The organism is Sphingomonas sp. DMC6, assembly GCF_056314225.1.
Map to the genome: position 1 here is coordinate 354090 of NZ_JBQUYT010000001.1, position 18939 is coordinate 373028.

11 protein-coding genes are annotated in these 18939 nt (G+C 65.8%); 6 read left to right on the forward strand and 5 right to left on the reverse strand.

Going from position 1 to position 18939, the window contains the following annotated elements; genetic code table 11:
* Positions 1-94: 94 nt before the first annotated feature.
* Positions 95-1426 carry an MFS transporter gene (locus tag ACT53M_RS01525; RefSeq protein ID WP_476230991.1) on the forward strand — a complete coding sequence of 444 codons (1332 nt, stop codon included), beginning with the start codon at positions 95-97 and terminating at the stop codon, positions 1424-1426.
* On the opposite strand, the gene ACT53M_RS01530 is transcribed toward ACT53M_RS01525, so the two are convergent.
* On the reverse strand, positions 1395-3593 hold the full coding sequence (locus ACT53M_RS01530) for a family 1 glycosylhydrolase (protein ID WP_476230992.1): 2199 nt from the start codon (positions 3591-3593) through the stop codon (positions 1395-1397). The two genes, ACT53M_RS01525 and ACT53M_RS01530, sit on opposite strands and share 32 nt — an antisense overlap.
* Positions 3594-3892: 299 nt before the next feature.
* On the opposite strand from ACT53M_RS01530, the gene glf reads away from it, so the two are divergent.
* Together glf and ACT53M_RS01540 are read left to right on the forward strand one after the other, a co-directional pair.
* Positions 3893-6163, forward strand: coding sequence for a UDP-galactopyranose mutase (glf, locus tag ACT53M_RS01535; protein WP_476230993.1), 2271 nt, complete (start codon positions 3893-3895; stop codon positions 6161-6163).
* A 117-nt stretch (positions 6164-6280) separates the two neighbouring features.
* Entirely contained in the window at positions 6281-7423 is a 1143-nt protein-coding gene (locus ACT53M_RS01540) for a cellulase family glycosylhydrolase (RefSeq protein ID WP_476230996.1), read from the forward strand.
* A gap of 20 nt (positions 7424-7443) precedes the next feature.
* Here ACT53M_RS01540 and glpK read toward each other — a convergent pair whose 3' ends face one another.
* The 3 genes from glpK to ACT53M_RS01555 form a co-directional block, all read right to left on the reverse strand.
* Positions 7444-8928: a glycerol kinase GlpK gene (glpK, locus tag ACT53M_RS01545; protein ID WP_476230997.1), complete on the reverse strand. Its 1485-nt coding sequence runs from the start codon at positions 8926-8928 to the stop codon at positions 7444-7446.
* Positions 8929-9049: 121 nt separating this feature from the next.
* On the reverse strand, positions 9050-10198 hold the full coding sequence (locus ACT53M_RS01550) for an acyltransferase family protein (protein ID WP_476230999.1): 1149 nt from the start codon (positions 10196-10198) through the stop codon (positions 9050-9052).
* Entirely contained in the window at positions 10195-12441 is a 2247-nt protein-coding gene (locus ACT53M_RS01555) for an alpha-N-acetylglucosaminidase (RefSeq protein ID WP_476231000.1), read from the reverse strand. The genes ACT53M_RS01550 and ACT53M_RS01555 overlap by 4 nt, the downstream gene beginning before the upstream one ends.
* A gap of 358 nt (positions 12442-12799) precedes the next feature.
* Between ACT53M_RS01555 and ACT53M_RS01560 the strand changes: the two genes are divergently transcribed.
* Positions 12800-13795 carry a LacI family DNA-binding transcriptional regulator gene (locus ACT53M_RS01560; protein WP_476231002.1) on the forward strand — a complete coding sequence of 332 codons (996 nt, stop codon included), beginning with the start codon at positions 12800-12802 and terminating at the stop codon, positions 13793-13795.
* On the opposite strand, the gene ACT53M_RS01565 is transcribed toward ACT53M_RS01560, so the two are convergent.
* Positions 13778-15085: an MFS transporter gene (locus tag ACT53M_RS01565; RefSeq protein WP_476231003.1), complete on the reverse strand. Its 1308-nt coding sequence runs from the start codon at positions 15083-15085 to the stop codon at positions 13778-13780. The two genes, ACT53M_RS01560 and ACT53M_RS01565, sit on opposite strands and share 18 nt — an antisense overlap.
* 175 nt (positions 15086-15260) lie before the next feature.
* Here ACT53M_RS01565 and ACT53M_RS01570 point away from each other — a divergent pair, with 175 nt between their 5' ends.
* Positions 15261-17741, forward strand: coding sequence for a TonB-dependent receptor domain-containing protein (locus ACT53M_RS01570; protein WP_476231004.1), 2481 nt, complete (start codon positions 15261-15263; stop codon positions 17739-17741).
* Positions 17742-17755: 14 nt separating this feature from the next.
* The gene (locus ACT53M_RS01575; protein WP_476231005.1) at positions 17756-18910 is read left to right on the forward strand and encodes a glycoside hydrolase family 68 protein; all 1155 of its coding nucleotides are present in this window, start codon (positions 17756-17758) and stop codon (positions 18908-18910) included.
* Positions 18911-18939 lie beyond the last annotated feature (29 nt).

The following is an 18939-nucleotide window of genomic DNA, read 5'->3' on the forward strand; positions in this document are numbered from 1 at the left end:
TTGTGCGGGTGCGAAATAGGACAATTTGTCCCATGTCAATGCACCCGTGTTTTCCCTATGTGCGTTGGAGGTGCCGTTGGAGTATAACGGCACCATGGCTACCGCTGATTTTGGTTCGACCCGGATCGAACATGACGCCCGCCTGATCAACACCTCCAAAGGTGACGATCACCTCCGCCCCGGCGACATCGCCATTGGGGTAATCATCGGACGAACTAGCGAATTTTTCGACTTCTTCGTCTACGCCATCGCCTCGGTGCTCGTCTTCCCGGCGCTGGTTTTCCCTTATCTTGATCGACTTAGTGGCACGATCTGGTCGTTCGCCCTCTTCCCGCTTGCCTTTGTCGCCCGTCCGCTGGGCACCCAGATTTTCATGCGTGTCGATCGCCGCCATGGGCGCGGCGCCAAACTCACCCTCGCTTTGTTCCTGCTTGGTACCTCGACTGTGTCGATCGCGTTCCTGCCCGGCTATGCCGAAGTGGGCCTCTGGTCGGCGGTTCTTCTCGGCCTTTTCCGAGTCGGCCAGGGCATCGCTTTGGGCGGTGCGTGGGACGGTCTGGCTTCGCTGCTGGCGCTAAACGCACCTGCAGCAAAAAGGGGCTGGTATGCGATGGTGCCGCAGCTCGGCGCCCCGCTCGGTCTGATGGTGGCAAGTGGCCTGTTCGCCTTCTTCGTGGGGCTGCTCGACAGCGCCGATTTCATGTCCTGGGGCTGGCGCTATCCGTTCTTCGTGGCCTTCGCGCTCAATGTGGTGGCGCTGTTCGCCCGCCTGCGCATGGTCGTCGCGCAAGAATATGTGGTGATGTTCAAGAGCCGCGAACTGACGCCCTCGCCCGTGCTGGCGACGATCCGGGCGCAGTGGCGCAACATCATCATCGGTGCATTCGCCCCCCTCGCCAGCTTCTCGCTGTTCCACATGGTGACGGTGTTCCCGCTTTCGTGGGTGTCGCTGTTCACGCAGGAAAGCGTAACGCGGTTCCTGCTGATCGAAATGATCGGCGGCGGGTTCGGCGTGGTCGCGATCGTCGTTTCGGGTTTGCTGGCGGACCGGATCGGACGGCGCTCGTTGCTGGGCTACACTGCGGCCGCGATTGCGATGTTCTCCGGCTTCGCGCCGCAGTTGCTCGATGCGGGCAGCGCCGGTGAGACGGCGTTCATGATACTGGGCTTCATTCTGCTCGGCCTGTCCTTCGGCCAGTCCTCCGGCGCGGTGACGAGCAATTTCCCGAAGCGCGCGCGCTACACCGGGGCGGCGCTCACCTCGGACCTCGCATGGCTGGTCGGTGCCGGTTTTGCACCGCTCGCCGCGCTGCTGCTCGCCCAGCATTTCGGGTTGATCGCGGCCGGTGCCTATCTGCTTTCCGGCGCGCTGGGCACGCTGGTGGCGCTCTATCTCAACAAGGAACTGGCGCGCCGGCTCGACTGAGCCGGCCCGCTTCCGCCCGGATCCGCGCGATCCGGGCGGCGGTTTCCGGCGCTGCCGCGAACTCGGCGATGGCAGCGTCCAGGCTGGGCATCAGCCGCCCATGTTCGCTCGCCAGCGGTACATGGAAGGGGCGTACCGCGCGCCACCCGAGCGATCTGCCGGGGGCGCTTTTCACCAGATCGGCGTTCAGGCCGCAGGCTTCCGCCAAGGCGCGTGCGAAATCGTCCCAGCGGATCGCGGTGTGGTTGGTCAGGTGCAACAGCCCGGTCATGCCATCGATCAGCGCATCGAGCGCGGCATTGCACAGATGGGGCACATAGCTGGGGCTGACGACCTGATCCTCCGCCGCCGCAAAGGCGTCGCCTCGCGCTAATGCCTCCAGCGCATGCACTGCGAAATTATGCGCGTCATGGGGTGAGAAAAAGGCTGCCGTCCGGACGATCAGGTGGCGGCCGGGCAGCGCGCCGATCGCGGCCTCAGCGGCAGCCTTGCTGCGGCCATAGGCGCTGCGTGTGCTGACGGGGTCGGACTCGCGGTACGCCCGCGCTGACGTTCCGTCGAACACCAGATCGCTGGAGAAGCCGAGTGTCGGTATGTCGCGTGCAACGCAGGCTGCGGCGAGACGTTCTGCCCCGGTCGCATTGACGGCGTGGCACGCGGCTTCCGCCGCTTCGGCTTCGTCGACGCGCACCCAGCCGGTCGCGTTGATCACCGCCCAGGGCTGAAACCGGTCCAGCGCCGCGTCGATGCGCGCCGGATCGCCGAGATCGAGGCGCGCGCGGTCGGTCAGCACATAGGCGAGATCGCGGGCAGCACAGGCGCGGGCGAGGGCCTGGCCGAGCGTTCCCGTCGCACCGGCGATGAGGATCGGACGGACGGGCTGTGCGGGTGCATCCATGCGCTGGTGCTCGGCCATGGGCGCCGGGCGCGGTACGGCGGGATGGACCAGCCGATGCGCGCGGCGCCACCATCCCTGACCGGCCAGCGCGGGATGGTCGGGCGTCCGGCCGGCCGCAAGCGCCTGTAGCAGCGGCACCATCGCCGTCGCGCGCGGCGTGCCGGCGCGGACATCGAACACGCCGCATTCATAGCCGCCGGGCGCGGTGAGCAGCGTGTCCCAGCCGACATTGCCGAACAGCGCCCAGGCGGTGACGGCCTCCACTTTTACGCCCTTCCGTCGGGCCGCCTGCGCATCCTCCCAGGCATCGCGCATCCAGCGCATCTGTTCCTCGCGCGTGCAGCCATTATGCACCTCGGTAATGGCGATGGGCGTGGCATAGCGCTGCCAGGTCTGGGCGATCGCATGGGCCAGCCCCGACGGCGGCGGGTCGAGCGCGCGGACCGCCTCGGTATCGGCATAGCGCATCCTGCCATTGCCGCCGCGCACGTCCGCCGGATAGCGGCGGATGCGGTGATCGAGAAAGCGGTCGCTGGTCAGATAATGGTTGAGCCCGATCACGTCGGGCGGACAGGGCGCGGCGGCGAGTTGCTCCAGTCGCTGCGCAAGGCCGAAGCCCGCCAGATGTTCCCACAGCGCATGGCCCGGTACGACGCGGCCGAACAGCAAGTCCCACCCCATCCAGCGCCGCGCATTGTCGAAGGCGGCCTGGTCCTGTACCGCCGCGGTGGCGTGGCTGGTGCCGAGATCGTCGGTCTGGATCAGCCGCGCATCGGGGCGAACCGCGCGGATCGCCTTCATGGCGGCAGCCGTCCCTTCCACCTGATGGACGAGCGCGCGCCAGAAGGCGCCTTCGTCGCGGGCATGCGGATACCAATGGCCGTACAGCGCGCTGAAACGTGCGGTCGTCAACGGCTCGTTGACCGGAGTCCAGTCGCGGACCCAGGGATAGCGCTCCGCCACCCGGGCCGCATAGTCGCCGAACTTCAGCGCGAAGTCAGGATCCAGGAGGCTGGTGCGGCGCGGGCCGCTGCCATGATGGAGCAGCCCGACGATCGGCCGCACCCCCAGCGCGCGCAAATGCGCCAGCCGGACATCGCTCCAGTCCCAATCGCATTGAGCCGCTGCTTCAGGCGACACGCGCTCCCACAAGACGGGAAAGCGCAGCGCCTGCACGCCCAGCGCCGCCACCCGGTCGAGGTCGTCGAGCCGCACGGCGTGGCCGGTGACGCGCAGCTGATCGCGATACCGGTTGCCGACCCGGTTCACGGTGCATTCCGCACCGCCCCATAGTTGCAAAGGTTCCAGAAATCCTCCGTCCAGCCGATGGCGCCTGTGCCCAAACGCGCCGCATTGCTCTTGCGTTCATCCCGCAAAGAATAGGTCGCGATTGATGCAGGTTAAGTAATTGATATAGCCTGTTGTTTCGGAACATTGCCGGGTCCGCGCCGTTAAACCTGTCTCATCACAAAAGGTTCATGGCCATGGCGTCTGACGCGATTCATTCTTCCGCCCAAATTCAATCGCGCGTCGGCGATGATCCTGGCCTTCTTCTTTGCTTCAGTCATTTGCGGTGGAATTTCGTCTTCCAGCGACCACAGCATCTGGTGCTGCGTTTTGCGCGACAGCAGCGGACGATATTTTGGGAAGAGCCGGTTGTCGCGGACGTAGCGGCGCCCGAACTCGCGCTGGAGCCGTGCCCCGACACCGGCGTCGTCGTCGCCACGCCGCGCCTGCCCGAAGGACTGGAGGCAGCCGAAGTCGAGGGCGCGCTCCGCACGCTGCTCGACGGATTGCTTGCTGCCGAGAAGCCGCGGTCGCTGGTGCGCTGGTACTACACGCCGATGATGCTGCCCTTCTCGGCGCATCTTGAAGCGGACTGCGTCGTCTATGACTGCATGGACGAGCTGTCGAATTTCCGAAATGCGCCGCCCGAGCTGATTCCGCTGGAGAAGCGGCTGCTGGGCGAAGCCGATCTGGTGTTCACCGGCGGCTATAGCCTGTACGAGGCGAAGCGCGACCAGCATCCGGCCGTTCACCCCTTCCCTTCCAGCGTGGACGTCGCGCATTTCGGGCGCGCCCGGGTTGCGCAGGCGGAGCCGGCCGACCAGGTCGGGCTTCCGCATCCCCGGCTGGGCTTTTACGGCGTGGTCGACGAGCGGATGGATCTGGACCTGCTGGCGGCACTTGCCGATGCGCGTCCCGACTGGTCGCTCGTCATTATCGGCCCGGTGGTGAAGATTGACCCGGCCGATCTGCCGCAGCGGTCGAACCTCCATTATCTCGGCGGCAAATCCTATGCCGAGCTGCCCACCTATCTGAACGGCTGGGACGTCGCGTTGATGCCCTTTGCGATCAATGCGGCCACCCGCTTCATCAGCCCCACCAAGACCCCGGAATATCTCGCCGCCGGCCTGCCGGTGGTGTCGACGCCGATTACCGACGTCGTGCGCCATTATGATGCGCTGGAATCTGTCCGCATCGCCGCTACACCCGAAGCCTTTGTCGCTGCATGCGAGGAAGCGCTGGCGCTGACCGCCGGCGATGGTGCCTGGCGGGGCGAAGTCGACGCGCTGCTTTCGCGCATGTCGTGGGACGAGACCTTCGCCCGCATGGTCGCGTTGATCGGGGCAGTGACCGCCCGTGCCGGCGCGGTCCAGCCGATCGTGGCGCCGGCGCTGTGGCCGGCAAAGCGGACGCGGCGCTATGACGTGATGGTGGTCGGCGCGGGCTTTGCGGGTGCCGTGATGGCCGAGCGGCTTGCGGCGGGATCGGGCAAGAAGGTGCTGGTCGTCGATCGCCGCCCGCACGTTGCCGGCAATGCCTATGACTGCCGCGACGATGCGGGGCTGCTGATCCATCAATATGGACCGCATATCTTCCACACCAACAGCCGCGACGTGTTCGACTATCTCTCGCGCTTCACGGAATGGCGCGACTATGAACATCGCGTGCTCGCCGAAGTGGACGGGATGCGCGTGCCGATTCCGATCAACCGCACGACGCTGAACCGCCTTTATGGCGTCAACCTGCAGAGCGACGAAGACGCCGCTGCGTTCCTCGCAACGCGCGCGGAACCGCTGCCCGAAATCCGCACTTCGGCGGATGTCGTCATCTCGGCGGTGGGCCGCGACCTGTATGAGAAGTTCTTCCAGGGCTATACCCGCAAGCAGTGGGGCATGGACCCGTCCGAACTCGACAAATCCGTGACCGCGCGCGTGCCGACACGCACCAACACCGACGATCGCTATTTCGCCGACACGTTCCAGGCGATGCCGGCCAAGGGCTATACGGCGATGTTCGAGCGGATGCTCGACCATCCGAATGTCGACATGTTGCTGGGCGTCGATTATGTCGAGGCGCGCGAGGCCTATCCGCACGACCATCTCATCTTCACCGGGCCGATCGACGAATATTTCGGCCATTGCTACGGCCGGCTGCCCTATCGTTCGCTGCGTTTCGAGCACCGCACGCTGGAGCAGGAATGGTTGCAGCAGGTCGCGGTGGTCAATTACCCGGACGAAGCGGTGCCCCATACCCGCGTGACCGAATACAAGCACCTCACCGGCGAACAGGCTGCGCAGACCAGCATCACCTATGAGTATCCGAGTGCCGAGGGCGATCCCTATTACCCGATACCCCGGCCGGAAAATCAGGCGCTGTTCAAGCGTTATGAGGCGCTGGCCCTGGCGCAACGCGACGTTACGTTCGTCGGGCGACTGGCAACCTATCGCTATTACAACATGGACCAGGTTGTGGGCCAGGCGCTGGCCACCTGGCGCAAGCGCTTCGTCCAGCCTGCCCCTGCGCCGGTCGAGGCGGAAGCTGCCGCGGCATAATGGTTAACGGCTACGTTACTCTGCCCTAAGGAGACATCCTCAATTCACAATTCCGCGCTTAGATTCAAAAGCATGTCAACGAAAGTTGAAGGCCGGATCAGGCGCGGAGCAGTGACGATGGGCGATCGGTGGACGAAAGCAGCAGCGGCAGCGTGGCATGCGGCGCATCCCTGGATCATGGGATGCAACTTCACCCCGTCGAATGCCATCAACCAGCTGGAGATGTGGCAGGCCGCCACGTTCGATCCGCAGGCAATTGCGGACGAGCTTGCTCTGGCCACGTCGGTGGGGATGAACGCAGTGCGCGTGTATCTGCACGACCTGCTGTGGGTGGACGATGCCGCCGGCTTTCTCGACCGCGTGGACCAGTTCCTGACTATCGCCGACGGCCATGGCATCCGCACGATGCTGGTGCTGTTCGACTCGTGCTGGAACCCCGAACCGGCGCTGGGGCCGCAGCCGCACCCTGCCCCCGGCGTCCATAATTCTGGCTGGGTCCAGTCCCCCGGCGTGCCGGCGCTGCGCAATCCCGCGCAGCTCCCGCGACTCGAAGCCTATGTGAAGGGAGTGGTCGCCCGCTTCGGGCGCGATCCGCGCGTCCTCGCCTGGGACGTGTGGAATGAGCCCGACAATGGCCCCGAAGTGTCGCTTTGCGATGCCGGCGAACTGGGCGCGAAGGCCGATCTGGTACTGCCGGTACTGGTCCGCGCGTTCGGGTGGGCCAGAGCGATGGCACCTATGCAGCCGCTTACCAGCGGCATCTGGCTGGGCGACTGGTCCGCGCCCGAGCGGCTGACGCCGCTGCAGCGTGCACAGACCGATCTTTCCGATGTCATCTCGTTCCACAATTACGGCGTCGCCGAGGATTTCCGCCAGCGGATCCGCTGGCTGCGCGCCTTCGGGCGGCCGCTGCTGTGCACCGAATTCATGGCCCGTCCTGCCGGCAGCACCTTCGAGGCGATTTTGCCGATCGCGCGCGAGGAAGGCGTGGCGGCGTTCTGCTGGGGGCTGGTTTGCGGCAAGACGCAGACGCACCTTCCCTGGGCCGCGTGGGAGAACCCCAACTTCGCCGGCCTGAAGGACAAGTGGTTCCACGACATCTTCGATACGGGCGGGACGCCGCATGATGCAGAGGAAGTCGAATTTCTTCGGTTGCTCGCCGCCATCGACAAGGGCGCGCCGCACTGGCCGATCGTCGCGGTGCGACCCACGGCATTAGAAAACAAGGGCTGGCCCGGCTCTACGGCCGCCGCAGCCTGAGGTGGTAGCGGCGACGGGTGCTATTGCAGGGTACGCCTGAGTGCATCATGCCATCCGGCGAGCAGCGCATCGCGACGATCGTCGGGCATATGCGGTTCGAAACACGCCTCACGCGACCAGATTGCAGTGAGCGCGTCTAGCCCTGACCACAGACCCACGGCGAGGCCGGCCAGAAAAGCGGCGCCGCGCGCGGTGGTTTCCAGATCGTCCGGCCGCTCGACCGTGACCTGGAGGATGTCGGCAAGGAAGCCGCACAGCCAGTCATTGGCCGCCATGCCGCCGTCGACACGCAGCATCGCCGGACGATTGCCGCCGTCCTGCACCATCGCGGTCAGCAGGTCACAGGTCTGGTAGGCCACGGCCTCGAGCGCGGCGCGGGCGAGATGTGCCTGTGTCGCACCCAGCGTCAGGCCGAAGATTGCGCCCCGCGCATCGGGGTTCCAATGCGGGGCGCCGAGGCCGACAAAGGCAGGCACCATGTATACGCCGTGACTGTCCGACACGCGCGTCGCCATGTCGTTGGTCTGGCTAGCATGGGTGATCACGCCGATCCCGTCGCGCAGCCACTTGATCGCGGCCCCCGCGACGAAGATCGAGCCTTCGAGCGCGTAGCGCGTCTGCCCGCCGATGCGATAGGCCGGGGTGGTCAGCAAGCGATGGTCCGATGCAATCGCCTGCTCGCCGGTATTGAGCAGCATAAAGCAGCCGGTGCCATAGGTGGACTTCACGTCACCCGGCGCGAAACAGCATTGCCCGAACAGCGCCGCCTGCTGGTCGCCCGCCATGCCGGCAATGGGAATGGCCGCGCCAAACAGATCCGGCGCGGTCGTGCCATAGACATGCGCATTGTCGTGAACGCGCGGCAGCAGCGCGGGCGGGATACCGAACAGGCGGCAAAGCGCCTCGTCCCATTCGCCGCGATGGATGTTCCATAGCAAGGTGCGCGATGCGTTGGTGACGTCCGTTGCGTGCACCGTGCCCCCGGTCAGTCGCCATAGCAGGAAGCTGTCGATCGTGCCGAAGGCGAGTTCGCCCCGTTCGGCCCGTGCCCGCGCGCCCGGGACATGATCGAGTATCCAGCCAATCTTGGTCGCCGAAAAATAGGGGTCTAGGAGCAGGCCGGTGCGTTCGCGCACCAGCGGCTCCGCGCCTTCCCCACGCAGCCGCTGGCAATGCTCTGCGGTGCGGCGGTCCTGCCATACGATCGCGGGATAGAGCGGCTGACCGGTCGCACGGTCCCAGATCAGCGTCGTCTCGCGCTGATTGGCGATGCCGATCGCAGCGATCGCGCCTGCGCCAAGGCCGCTTTTCGCCAGCGCGTCGCGCGCGGTGGCGAGGGTGGCGCGCCAGATATCTTCCGGATCATGCTCCACCCACCCTTGCGCGGGATAATACTGGGCAAGTTCGGCCTGGGCGGTCACGACGCGACGGCCGCGCGCGTCGAATATCACGCTGCGGGTGGAAGTCGTTCCCTGATCGATCGCCAGGATGTGCGTTTGCGTCACGCGGGGCCCCTCTCCTTCACTGTCCGGACGCTCATCGAGTTCGGCTTCCGGGTCAATGCTTTCGGTGCGGCGCGGCGCCGGAAAGGCAATCGCCGGGGACGGGAGCGCGCTTTGCCGGGCGCTATGCCTTCAGGATGAGGCCCTTGCGGTCCATCCACCATCCGACTGCCCAGCAGAGCATTGTATAGGCCAGGGCACAGAGAAGCGAGCCCAGCGCCCCGGGCGCTATCCGCTGGAACAGGTCGATGCCCGCCACCTCGTACACATCGTTATCCGTCCCGGTGGGGACGAGGTTGATGGCGGTGACGAACAGTTCGGAAAACAGGTAGATCGCGAGCGGATTGCGCCCCAGGATGGTGAAAAAGCGCGCGCCGCGCCGGAAGCCCGCCAGTTCGATGAGCGCGATGGTCGCGCCGAGCAGCAGCAGGTCGAGCCCCACCGTCAGCAGCACGTAGGAGCCGGTCCACAGCTTCTTGGCGATCGGGAACCATGGCGACCAGGCGAGACCCGCCACTATCAGCGCGGCGCCGACCAGTGCCATCGCCCGTACCGTGCGCGACAGGCTGGTACCTCGCACGATCGCCAGCCCGGCCAGATAGCCGGCAAGCACGTTCACCGTTGCCGGCAACGTGCCGAGCAGCCCCTCGGGGTCGAAACCGCCGTCTTTCTTGTACAGATGCCCCGGTCCCAGCAGCCACAGGTCGATCCGCGTGCCGATATTGGAGAACTTGTCATAGGCCATGCCCGGCGGGCTGAACGCGACGAGAATCGCCCAATAGCCGGCAAGCAAGCCGATCGACGCCAGTACGAGCTGCCGCGTCGACAACCACCGGACCATCAGGCCTGCCAGAACATAGCAGAGCGCCAGCCGCTGGAGCACGCCGGGAACGCGGGTGAGCGCGAAGGGCTTGGCCACCCAGCCGTCCGCCCCGTGCTGCACGAAGGGGAACCAGTACATCAGATAGCCGAGCACGAAGATGATCGCGCCGCGCCGGAACAGCCGCGCCAGATAGGGCCCGGTGGCGACAGGCTTGCGCAGCGCGAAGCTCATCGCATTGCCCATCGCGAACAGGAAGGTGGGAAACACCAGATCGGCGAGCGTGAAGCCGATCCATTTGGCGTGGACCAGTTGCGGATAGGCCGGCGCGCCCGGGCCTGCGGTATTCACCAGGATCATCAGGAAGATGGTTGCGCCCCGGAACACGTCGAGCGCGAGGAAGCGGGGCTTGCCCTGGAGCGTGGCAATGGTGGCGGCCTGGGTTTCGGTCATCGGCGATCCGTTTCGGCGAGAAGGGTGCGGGCAAGGGCAAGCGGCGCGGCGGGGCGGCGGCGGGGCCAGAGGCGCCCGTCCTTCAGCCAGCCGCTTTGCCAGTCGCGAATGGCGCGGGTCGTGGCTGCGGCATCGAGCGGCACATGCGCCAGCGCCGCGCGGCGCTGTGCGGCGAGGAATTGCTGCCAGCGCGGCAGGTAATAGCCTGCGTACAGCCCCTGCCACGCGCGCGAGGCATAATCGGAAAGATGGCCCGTGCCGCCCCAGACGGTTACGACGGCCTTGGCCTGTTCGACAAAGGCCGCTTTCTCGGCCGGCGTGTCGCCATAGGCGCTGGCGTCGGCGAGCCAGCTTCCCAGCGTTTCCTGCTGGTTGCCGGCCAGCGCGTCGATGGTGCCGGCAAGCTGCGCCACGCTTTCCGCCGCGCGGTCGCCCGCGGGGACATCGCCCGACTGATAGGCAGCGATGGCGGCCTTGAGCCGGTCGTCCAGCTTCAGGCTGGCATAATGGCGGACGAGATCGACGACGTCCTGCACGTAGAGCGGCTCGCCAGCCAGCGCAGGCGCTTCTGCGAGCAGCGCGTCGATGCCCTTGCGCAGCGCGGCCGGATCGCCCGGGCTTGGCGGATAGGTCGCGCCGTCGAGGCTAGGGAACTTGAAGAACAGATAGGCACCGGCCTGTTCGTGCCACCAGCGCGGCGTCCAGTAGCGCGTGGCATAGGCACCGGCGACAGCCGTGCTCCAGGCGTCGACGAGTGGCTTCGCGCTGTGGCCGTACCGCGCGCGGCTATAGTCGGCGAGCCATTGATCGAGCGGGCGCGGCACGCCGTTGCCGTCGATCTCGCCCCAGGCGAGGTCATAGGCATAGGCATAGACGATCGGGTTGTTGTGCAGCCCTTCCGGAAACAGGCCGAACCCGCGCAACTGCCCCCGCCCGGCATTGGCGAGCGCCGCGGCGATGTCGCTGCGGTAGAAATTCAGATCGCCATAGACCGGATTGCTGCCGCCATAGTTATGGACATAGCCATAGACCCAGTTCTTGCCAAAAAAGGCCTGGGTCGCATTCCAGATGCCGGGATAGCGATCATTGCCGATGTCGAGGATCAGCATGCGGTCGTTCGGCACTTTGGACAGGAAGGCCGCGATCGCATCGGGCGTCCAGAACGCCTTGTCCGCGCCGAACAGCCAGCCCTGCATCACCCATGTCGCATCCGGCGCGGCCGCAATGATCGAGCGGTAGAGCCGCTCGCCATAGGCTGCCAGCCGCGCATCCCGCACCGGCTTCGGCAGCGCGGCGGCGCGCGTTGCCGCGCTGTTCGCAATCGAGTCGCCATAGGTCGCGGCGCGGGCGTCGCTGCCGTCCTCGGCAATCGGCGGCACCATCTCGTTGAAGGCATCCGCGAGGTAATAGCGCCCCGCGCCATAGGTGGCATTGTAGATCCCGATGAAGCGGGCGGCGAGCCGCGCGAACCACGGGTCAGATGGATCGAGCCAATAGGTTCCGGGAAACCCCTCCCAGGCACGCATCTGGTAGATCTTCGCTTCCGGATGCGCCTTCGCAAAGGCTTCGGGGACATAGCCGGAAAAGGCCGGCAGCACCGGTTGCATCCCCAGCGCCCGCATCCGGGTGAGGATCTTGCGCTGCAAAGCGTGCTTCTTTTCGATCCAGTTGGCCGAGAGCGGCGCCCGGTAGCCGGCAATATTGCCCATGCGCTGCCAGGGCAGGAAGGGCGCGGCGGAAAGGCTGTCGGCGATCTGTCCCTCGCTCAGCCCCTGTTCGCGCCACAGCGCGCGCCAGACATATTCCTGCCCCTCCATGGCGAGCGGCGTGTCGACGCCATGCGCCGCCATCCAGTCGATCTCGCGCTCCCACCGCGTCCAGGTCCACCAGGGCGTCGTGTAGCCATAGGTGCAGGTGTTCAGATAGGCGCGCAGCGCAAAGGGGGACGCGACCACGCCGCTGTCATAGCCATTGGCGACGTGCAGCGGGCGGTTGCGGACGCCGTCCCACCCGACGAACAGGCTCCCCTGCCCGCCCAGATAGCGCGTTGCGCCGCGGACCAGCGCGACCGCCGAAGATCCCTCAACCCGCAAATGTCCCGCGGCCGTCCGCACATGGAACCAGGCCGCGGGTCCGTCGCGGAGCGAGAGGTTGATTCGGCTGGTATCCACGCCCAGCCGCGTGAGCACTGCCCGTGCAGCCGCCGCCCCTTGCGCCTCTTGCTGCGCCGGGCGGGCAGACACGGCTTCACGCGCAAGCCCGGGCACGGCCCAGGCAAGGCAAGACGCGGCCGCCAGGACCATTGCCACCCGCCGAGACCGAAACCCAGACTTCGCGATCATCGGCTGTTCTACCCACCTTTCGAAAGGCCGCATTGATCGCCAGTGGCCCCGAACTGTCAAGGCCAGTTTAGAACAGAATCGTAAATTGGCATGGCCAATTTCAGCGCCAACGGAGAGCGTCGGCTGGAAAATTGGCTCCATATTGGTATGAGGCACTGCCCATTTTCTGCCGCCGCGACCGGCGCACAGCCGCGGTTTCCCAACCGGGCCGGGCACGCTAATAGGGAAAAGCGCGCAGCCACAAAGAGGTAACGGCAGGTTGAAATCCCTTGGTCTGGTAGAACTGGCGAAAATTGCCGGCGTGTCGGTTTCGACCGTGTCCCGCGCCCTTTCCAATCACCCGCGCGTGTCCAGCGCTACCAAGGCGCGTATCCGCACGCTGGCGACCGAACATGGCTTTCGCCTCAACCAAACGGCCAGCGCGCTGCGCAAGCGCCGCACCAACACGATCGGGGTGGTGATCCCGCTGGGGCACGAAGTCGACCAGACGCTCTCCGACCCGTTCTTCATGGGGCTGATCGGTCCCCTGGCGGATGCGCTGGCCAGCAATGGTTTCGACCTGCTGCTTTCGCGCGTGATTCCCGAGGATGATCGCTGGCTGGAGGATGTGATTTCGTCCGGGCGCGTCGACGGCATCGTCCTGATCGGCCAGTCGAACCAATATTCGGCAATCGAACATGTCGCCCGCCGCTTCGCGCCCATGGTGGTGTGGGGTGCGCGGCGACAGGATTCGCAGCAGATCACCGTCGGTACCGACAACGAAGCCGGCGGTGCGCTTGCCGCGCGGCACCTTATCGCAATCGGGCGCCGGCGCCTGGCTTTTCTGGGCGATCCGGGGGTGCCCGAATTTGCCGATCGCTATGCCGGTTTCCACCGCGCGATCGCGGATGCGGCGCAGGTCGAGGAAATGGTGCTGCCCCTGCACCTGACCGACAAGGGCGCCTATGCTGAGATGGCCCGCTTCCTCGCCGACCATGAACCGCCCGACGGCATCGTCGCCGCGTCGGACGTGATTGCGATGAGCGCGATGCGGGCGATTGCCGATCAGGGCCTGCGCATCCCGCAGGACGTGTCGGTCGTGGGCTATGACGATATCAGCATCGCCGCGCATACCGTCCCGCCCCTCACCACCGTCCGGCAGGACATGGTGCGGGGCGCGCGGCTGCTGGTGGAATTGTTGCTGCGGCGGATTGCCGGGGAAGCGGCGGAGCCGGTGATGATGGCGCCGGAGCTCGTCCTACGCGGATCGGCCTGAACGTACCCGCAGCGTTGCGGCTGCGGCGCAAAGCATCAGCGCACCCGCCAGCATGAGCACATGTCGTGGATCGCCGCCGAGCAAGGGGCGATAGATCAGCGGCAGCACCGCTGTCTCAATCATCATCGGCACGACGATGAACATGTTGAAAATGCCCATATAGACGCCGGTGCGCTCCGGCGGGATGGCGTCCGCCAGCATGACATAGGGATTGCCCATCAGGCTCGCCCAGCCGATGCCGATGCCGAGCATGGGCGCGATCAGCCACAGCGGTTCGCGGATCCAGGGCAGCGCCAGCATCGCCAGTCCCGACAGCAGCATAGCCGTCGCATGGACGTTGCGCGCACCCAGTCGCCGCGCGATCGGCACCATTGCGAAGGCGGCGATAAAGGCGACGAAGTTATAGAGCGCGCCGATCTGCCCGTTGAGCAGCGCGGCCTGGCGGAACCCGGCCGCCCCCGCATCCGCAGTGCCGAACACCGAACGCGCCAGTGCGAAGACAATATACTGCCAATAGGCGAACATGGCGAACCACTGGAACAGCATCGCCAGCGCGAGCTGTCGCATCGCCAAGGGCATGGCGCGGAAGGCGTTGCCCAGATCGGCGAGCGCAGCACCCGCGCGAAGCCCCCGGCTCTTCGCGTGCGCGACGGTTTCGGCATTGATGGGCAGTTCGGGCACCCGGATCACCGACCACAGGATCGTCCCCAGCGAAAGCGCGGCGCCGATCAGAAAGGCGATGCGGGTAATTTCCGGAATGCCATTGGCATCGACAAGATCACCGCTGATCCCCGCCCATACCAGCAACGAGGGCGACAAATAGGCGAGCGTCTGCGCCAGGCCGGTAAAGGCCGATTGCGACAGGAAACCGGCCGCGCGCTGATCCTCGCGCAGCCGATCGCTGACATAGGCCCGATACGGTTCCATGGTCACGTTGTTCGCCGCGTCGAGGATCCAGAGCAGGCTGGCGGCCACCCAGAGCGCCGGGCTGTAGGGCATCGCCAGCAGGCCCAGGCTGCACAGCACTGCGCCGACCAGGAAATAGGGGGTGCGCCTGCCGAAACGCGTGATGGTGCGGTCGGAAAGGGCGCCGATCAGCGGCTGGACGAGCAGACCGGTCATTGGCCCCGCCAGCCATAGCAGCGGCATCGTCGCTTCGTCCGCGCCCAGATAGCGATAGATCGGCCCCATATTCGCCTGTTGCAGGCCGAACGAGAATTGCAGACCGAAAAAGCCGAGGTTCATCTCGACGATGCGCAATGCGCTGAGGCGGGGCTTGGCCATCGTCATCCGGTTCTTTCCTCTCCTTGTCCGCCTCTCCTGTCCAGTCGAAGATGCCGGCCACTGGATTTCTAATGGATTGCGCAAACGTTTGCAACTTTCCTGTTGGCAAACGTTTGCACATGCGGTACGCCAATCGATAACGAGTCGGCCCGAGAGCCGTCCATTTCGTGGGAGAGTGATAATGAAGGCGTTTTCCATCCTGCTTGCCGGCACCGCGCTCGCGCTTTGCGGCCCTGCGTTCGCCCAGACCGATTCCGCTCCGGCTGCGGCGCCCGATGCCGCGCCTTCGGGCGGCGATGAGATCATCGTGACCGCAGTGGCGAAGAGCAGCAACCGGCTCGACAGCTCGATTTCCGTCAGCTCGCTGGACGCAAATGCCATTCAGCAGAGCGCGCCGCGCTCCGTCGCTGAAGTGTTCCGCAATATTCCCGGCATCCGTTCAGAAAGCTCGGGCGGTGAAGGCAATGCCAATATCGCGGTGCGCGGCCTTCCGGTCGCGTCGGGCGGCGCCAAGTTCCTGCAATTGCAGGAAGACAGCGTGCCGGTGCTGGAATATGGCGACATCACTTTCGGCAATGCCGACATTTTCCTGCGTGCCGATTTCAACGTCGCGCGCGTCGAGGCGATCCGCGGCGGCTCCGCCTCCACCTTCGCCTCCAATTCGCCGGGCGGCGTGATCAACCTGATTTCGAAGACCGGCGAGACCCAGGGCGGCGCCGTGCAGTTCAGCAAGGGACTCGACTATGGCGAGAACCGCGTCGACGTGGATTACGGCGCGCATCTGTCGGACAGCCTGCGTTTCCATGTCGGCGGCTTCTATCGGCAGGGCGAAGGCCCGCGTGCGGCCGGCTATGACGGCAACAAGGGCGGCCAGCTCAAGCTGAACGTCACCAAGGAATTCAGCGGCGGCTTCATCCGCTTCTACGGCAAATATCTGGATGACCGCGCGATCGGCTATCTGCCGAACCCGGTGAAGGTAACGGGCTCGGACAGCAACCCGACCTACACCAATATCGCCAATTTCTCAATCAACCAGGATACGCTGCACTCGCGCTACATCACGCGCAACGTGACGCTGGACGGCAACAACAATCCCGTCGTCGACGACATCCGCGACGGCCAGCACCCGCTGGTCAAGTCGTTCGGGCTGGAAACCCAGGTCAAGCTGGGCAGCGACTGGACCCTGCACGAGCGGTTTCAGTTCTCCGACATTTCCGGCCGCTTCATCTCCAACTTCCCCGCTGCGGTGGATTCGGCGAGTACCATCGCAACGTCGCTGGGCGGCGCCGGCGCAACGCTAAGCTACGCCAATGGCCCCAAGGCCGGGCAGGCGATCACCAATCCGGGCGGGCTCAACGGCAACGGTCTGCTGGCCGAGATCGTGGTGTTCGACACCAAGCTCAACAGCCTCAATAACATCACCAACGATCTGCGCATCAGCCGTGACTTTGCGCTGGGGGCCGGCACCCTCTCCTTCACCGGCGGCTTCTACAAGTCGCGGCAGACGATCGATACCGAATGGCTGTGGACCTCGCTGCTGTCCGATGTGGTAGGCGGCGGCAATGCCGCGCTGGTCAACGTCACCAGCGCAGGTGGCACGCCGATCACGCAAAACGGCATTTACGGCTATGGCGCCGCCTATTTCGGCGGATGCTGCCGCCGCACCTACAATGTCGATTACGATACCAACGCGCCGTTCGCCTCGCTGACCTACAGCGCCGGCAAGCTCACGCTCGACGGCAGCGCGCGCTATGATTTCGGCACGGCCAAGGGCAATGTCGCCGGTGCTGATCTGGGCGGAAACCGGGTCGGGACCACTTCGCGCGACATGAATGGCGACGGCGCGATTTCGAATGCGGAAACCCGCGTTTCGGTGGTTCCGGTGACGAGTGCGGCGCCGGTCGATTACAGCTTCGACTATTTCTCCTACTCGCTGGGTGCCAATTACCGCATCGCCCGCGATCTGGCCGTGTTCGGCCGCTACAGCGTGGGCGGCCGCGCCAATGCCGACCGCCTGCTGTTCGGTCCCGCAGTCAGCACCACCAACGGCAGCCTGGTAAGCAGCGATGCGGCGGTCGACATGGTGCGGCAGGCGGAAGGCGGCGTGAAGTATCGCAGCAACGGCCTGGCGCTCTATGCGACGGGCTTCTGGGCGCGCACCGAAGAACAGAATTTCGAGGCGACCACACAGCGCTTCTTCAACCGCAAATATCGCGCCTATGGCGTCGAGCTGGAAGGCAGCTACCGGATCGGTGGCTTCAGCCTTTCCGCCGGCGGCACCTGGACCGATGCGAAGATCGTCAGCGATGTGCTCAACCCGGCGGTCGTCGGCAACCGGCCGCGCCGTCAGGCCGAGTTCGTCTTCCAGGCGACGCCGCAATATGAGACGAAGCTGTTCACTGTGGGTGCGAACTTCGTCGGCACGACGTCGAGCTACACGCAGGACACCAACCAGCTGAAACTGCCGGGCTACACCACGGTGAATGCCTTCCTGCAGGTGCGTCCGGTCGACCGCGTCCAGCTGTCGCTGCAGGCGAACAACCTGTTCAACGTGATGGGCTTCACCGAAGCCGAGGACGCGACGATCCCGGCCAACGGCATCGTTCGCGCCCGCGCGATCAACGGCCGAACGGTGTCGGCTGCGGTCCGCCTCTCGTTCTGACGGACAGGACGGGCATGCTCGCACAGAACGCAGTCCCCCCGGGCGGGGCCGGCATCCAGACCTTCCACTGGATGCCGGCCCATGTGGCCGCAATCCGGCCCGGCGATGCCGCTACGCCGCTATTCGGTCCGCAGGCTGCCGTGCTGCCCGGCATCGACCTTTGGGACCACTGGCCGGTGGTGGATCGCGCGAACTGGGTTGTCCCTTTCCCCGGCGGTCCGCTTGTCATTGCACTGACTGCGCCGGTTCTTGCGGATCCCGACGCCCGGCACGCAATCGCGCGCCTGCGGTTGCTCCAGAAGCGCGAGGGGGGCTGGCGTGATTTCGGGCCGCTGCTGCCGGAAGGGCTGAACCCGGGCAGCCGCGAATGGGCAGGCACGGCGGTGCTGGAGGCGGATGGCACGACCCTCTCCTTCTACTATACCGCTGCCGGCGTGCGCGGCGAGGCGGAAACCAGCTTCCTCCAGCGCCTCTACTTCACCCAGGGCAGGTTGCGCTTTGCGGGCGATCGCGCGCAGGTGGACGGCTGGAGCGTGCCGCGCGAAATCGTTCAGCCCGACGACCATTTCTATCAGCGCGACATGGCCGGTGGCGGCGCGGTCGGCACGATCAAGGCGTTCCGTGATCCCTTTTCGGTCCGCAACCCCGGCGATGGCAGTGAGTGGGTCTTGTTCTCGGCCTCGCGACCGGGGGCGCCCTCGAACTGGAACGGCCTGATCGGCGCTGCACGGCGCGAGGGCGATGGCTGGGCGCTGCTCCCGCCGATCGTCGACGCGACTGGCCTCAATAACGAACTGGAGCGGCCGCATATCGTCACCCATGCCGGCCGGTTCCTGTTGTTCTGGTCGACGCAGGCGAAGGTGTTCGCCGAGGGTGGTCCGAAGGGACCGACTGGCCTGTACGGCCTGATCGCGGATCGGCTGGAGGGGCCATGGCGGCCGCTGAACGGCACCGGCCTCGTACTCGCCAACCCGCCCGAAGCACCCTTCCAGGCCTATAGCTGGCTTGTGCTTGATGACCTCAGCGTCTGGAGCTTCGCCGATCTGGTCGGGCTGTCCGTGCCGCCCGCCAGCGTCGCGGCGGCGCGCGCGGCCTTTGTCGGCACGCCGGCGCCGGTGGTGCAGCTTGCGGTCGAAGGCGACAACACACGCATCCTCGGCGCCGTCTGACGCTCGACGGCCCGCGCCGGATTGCCTAT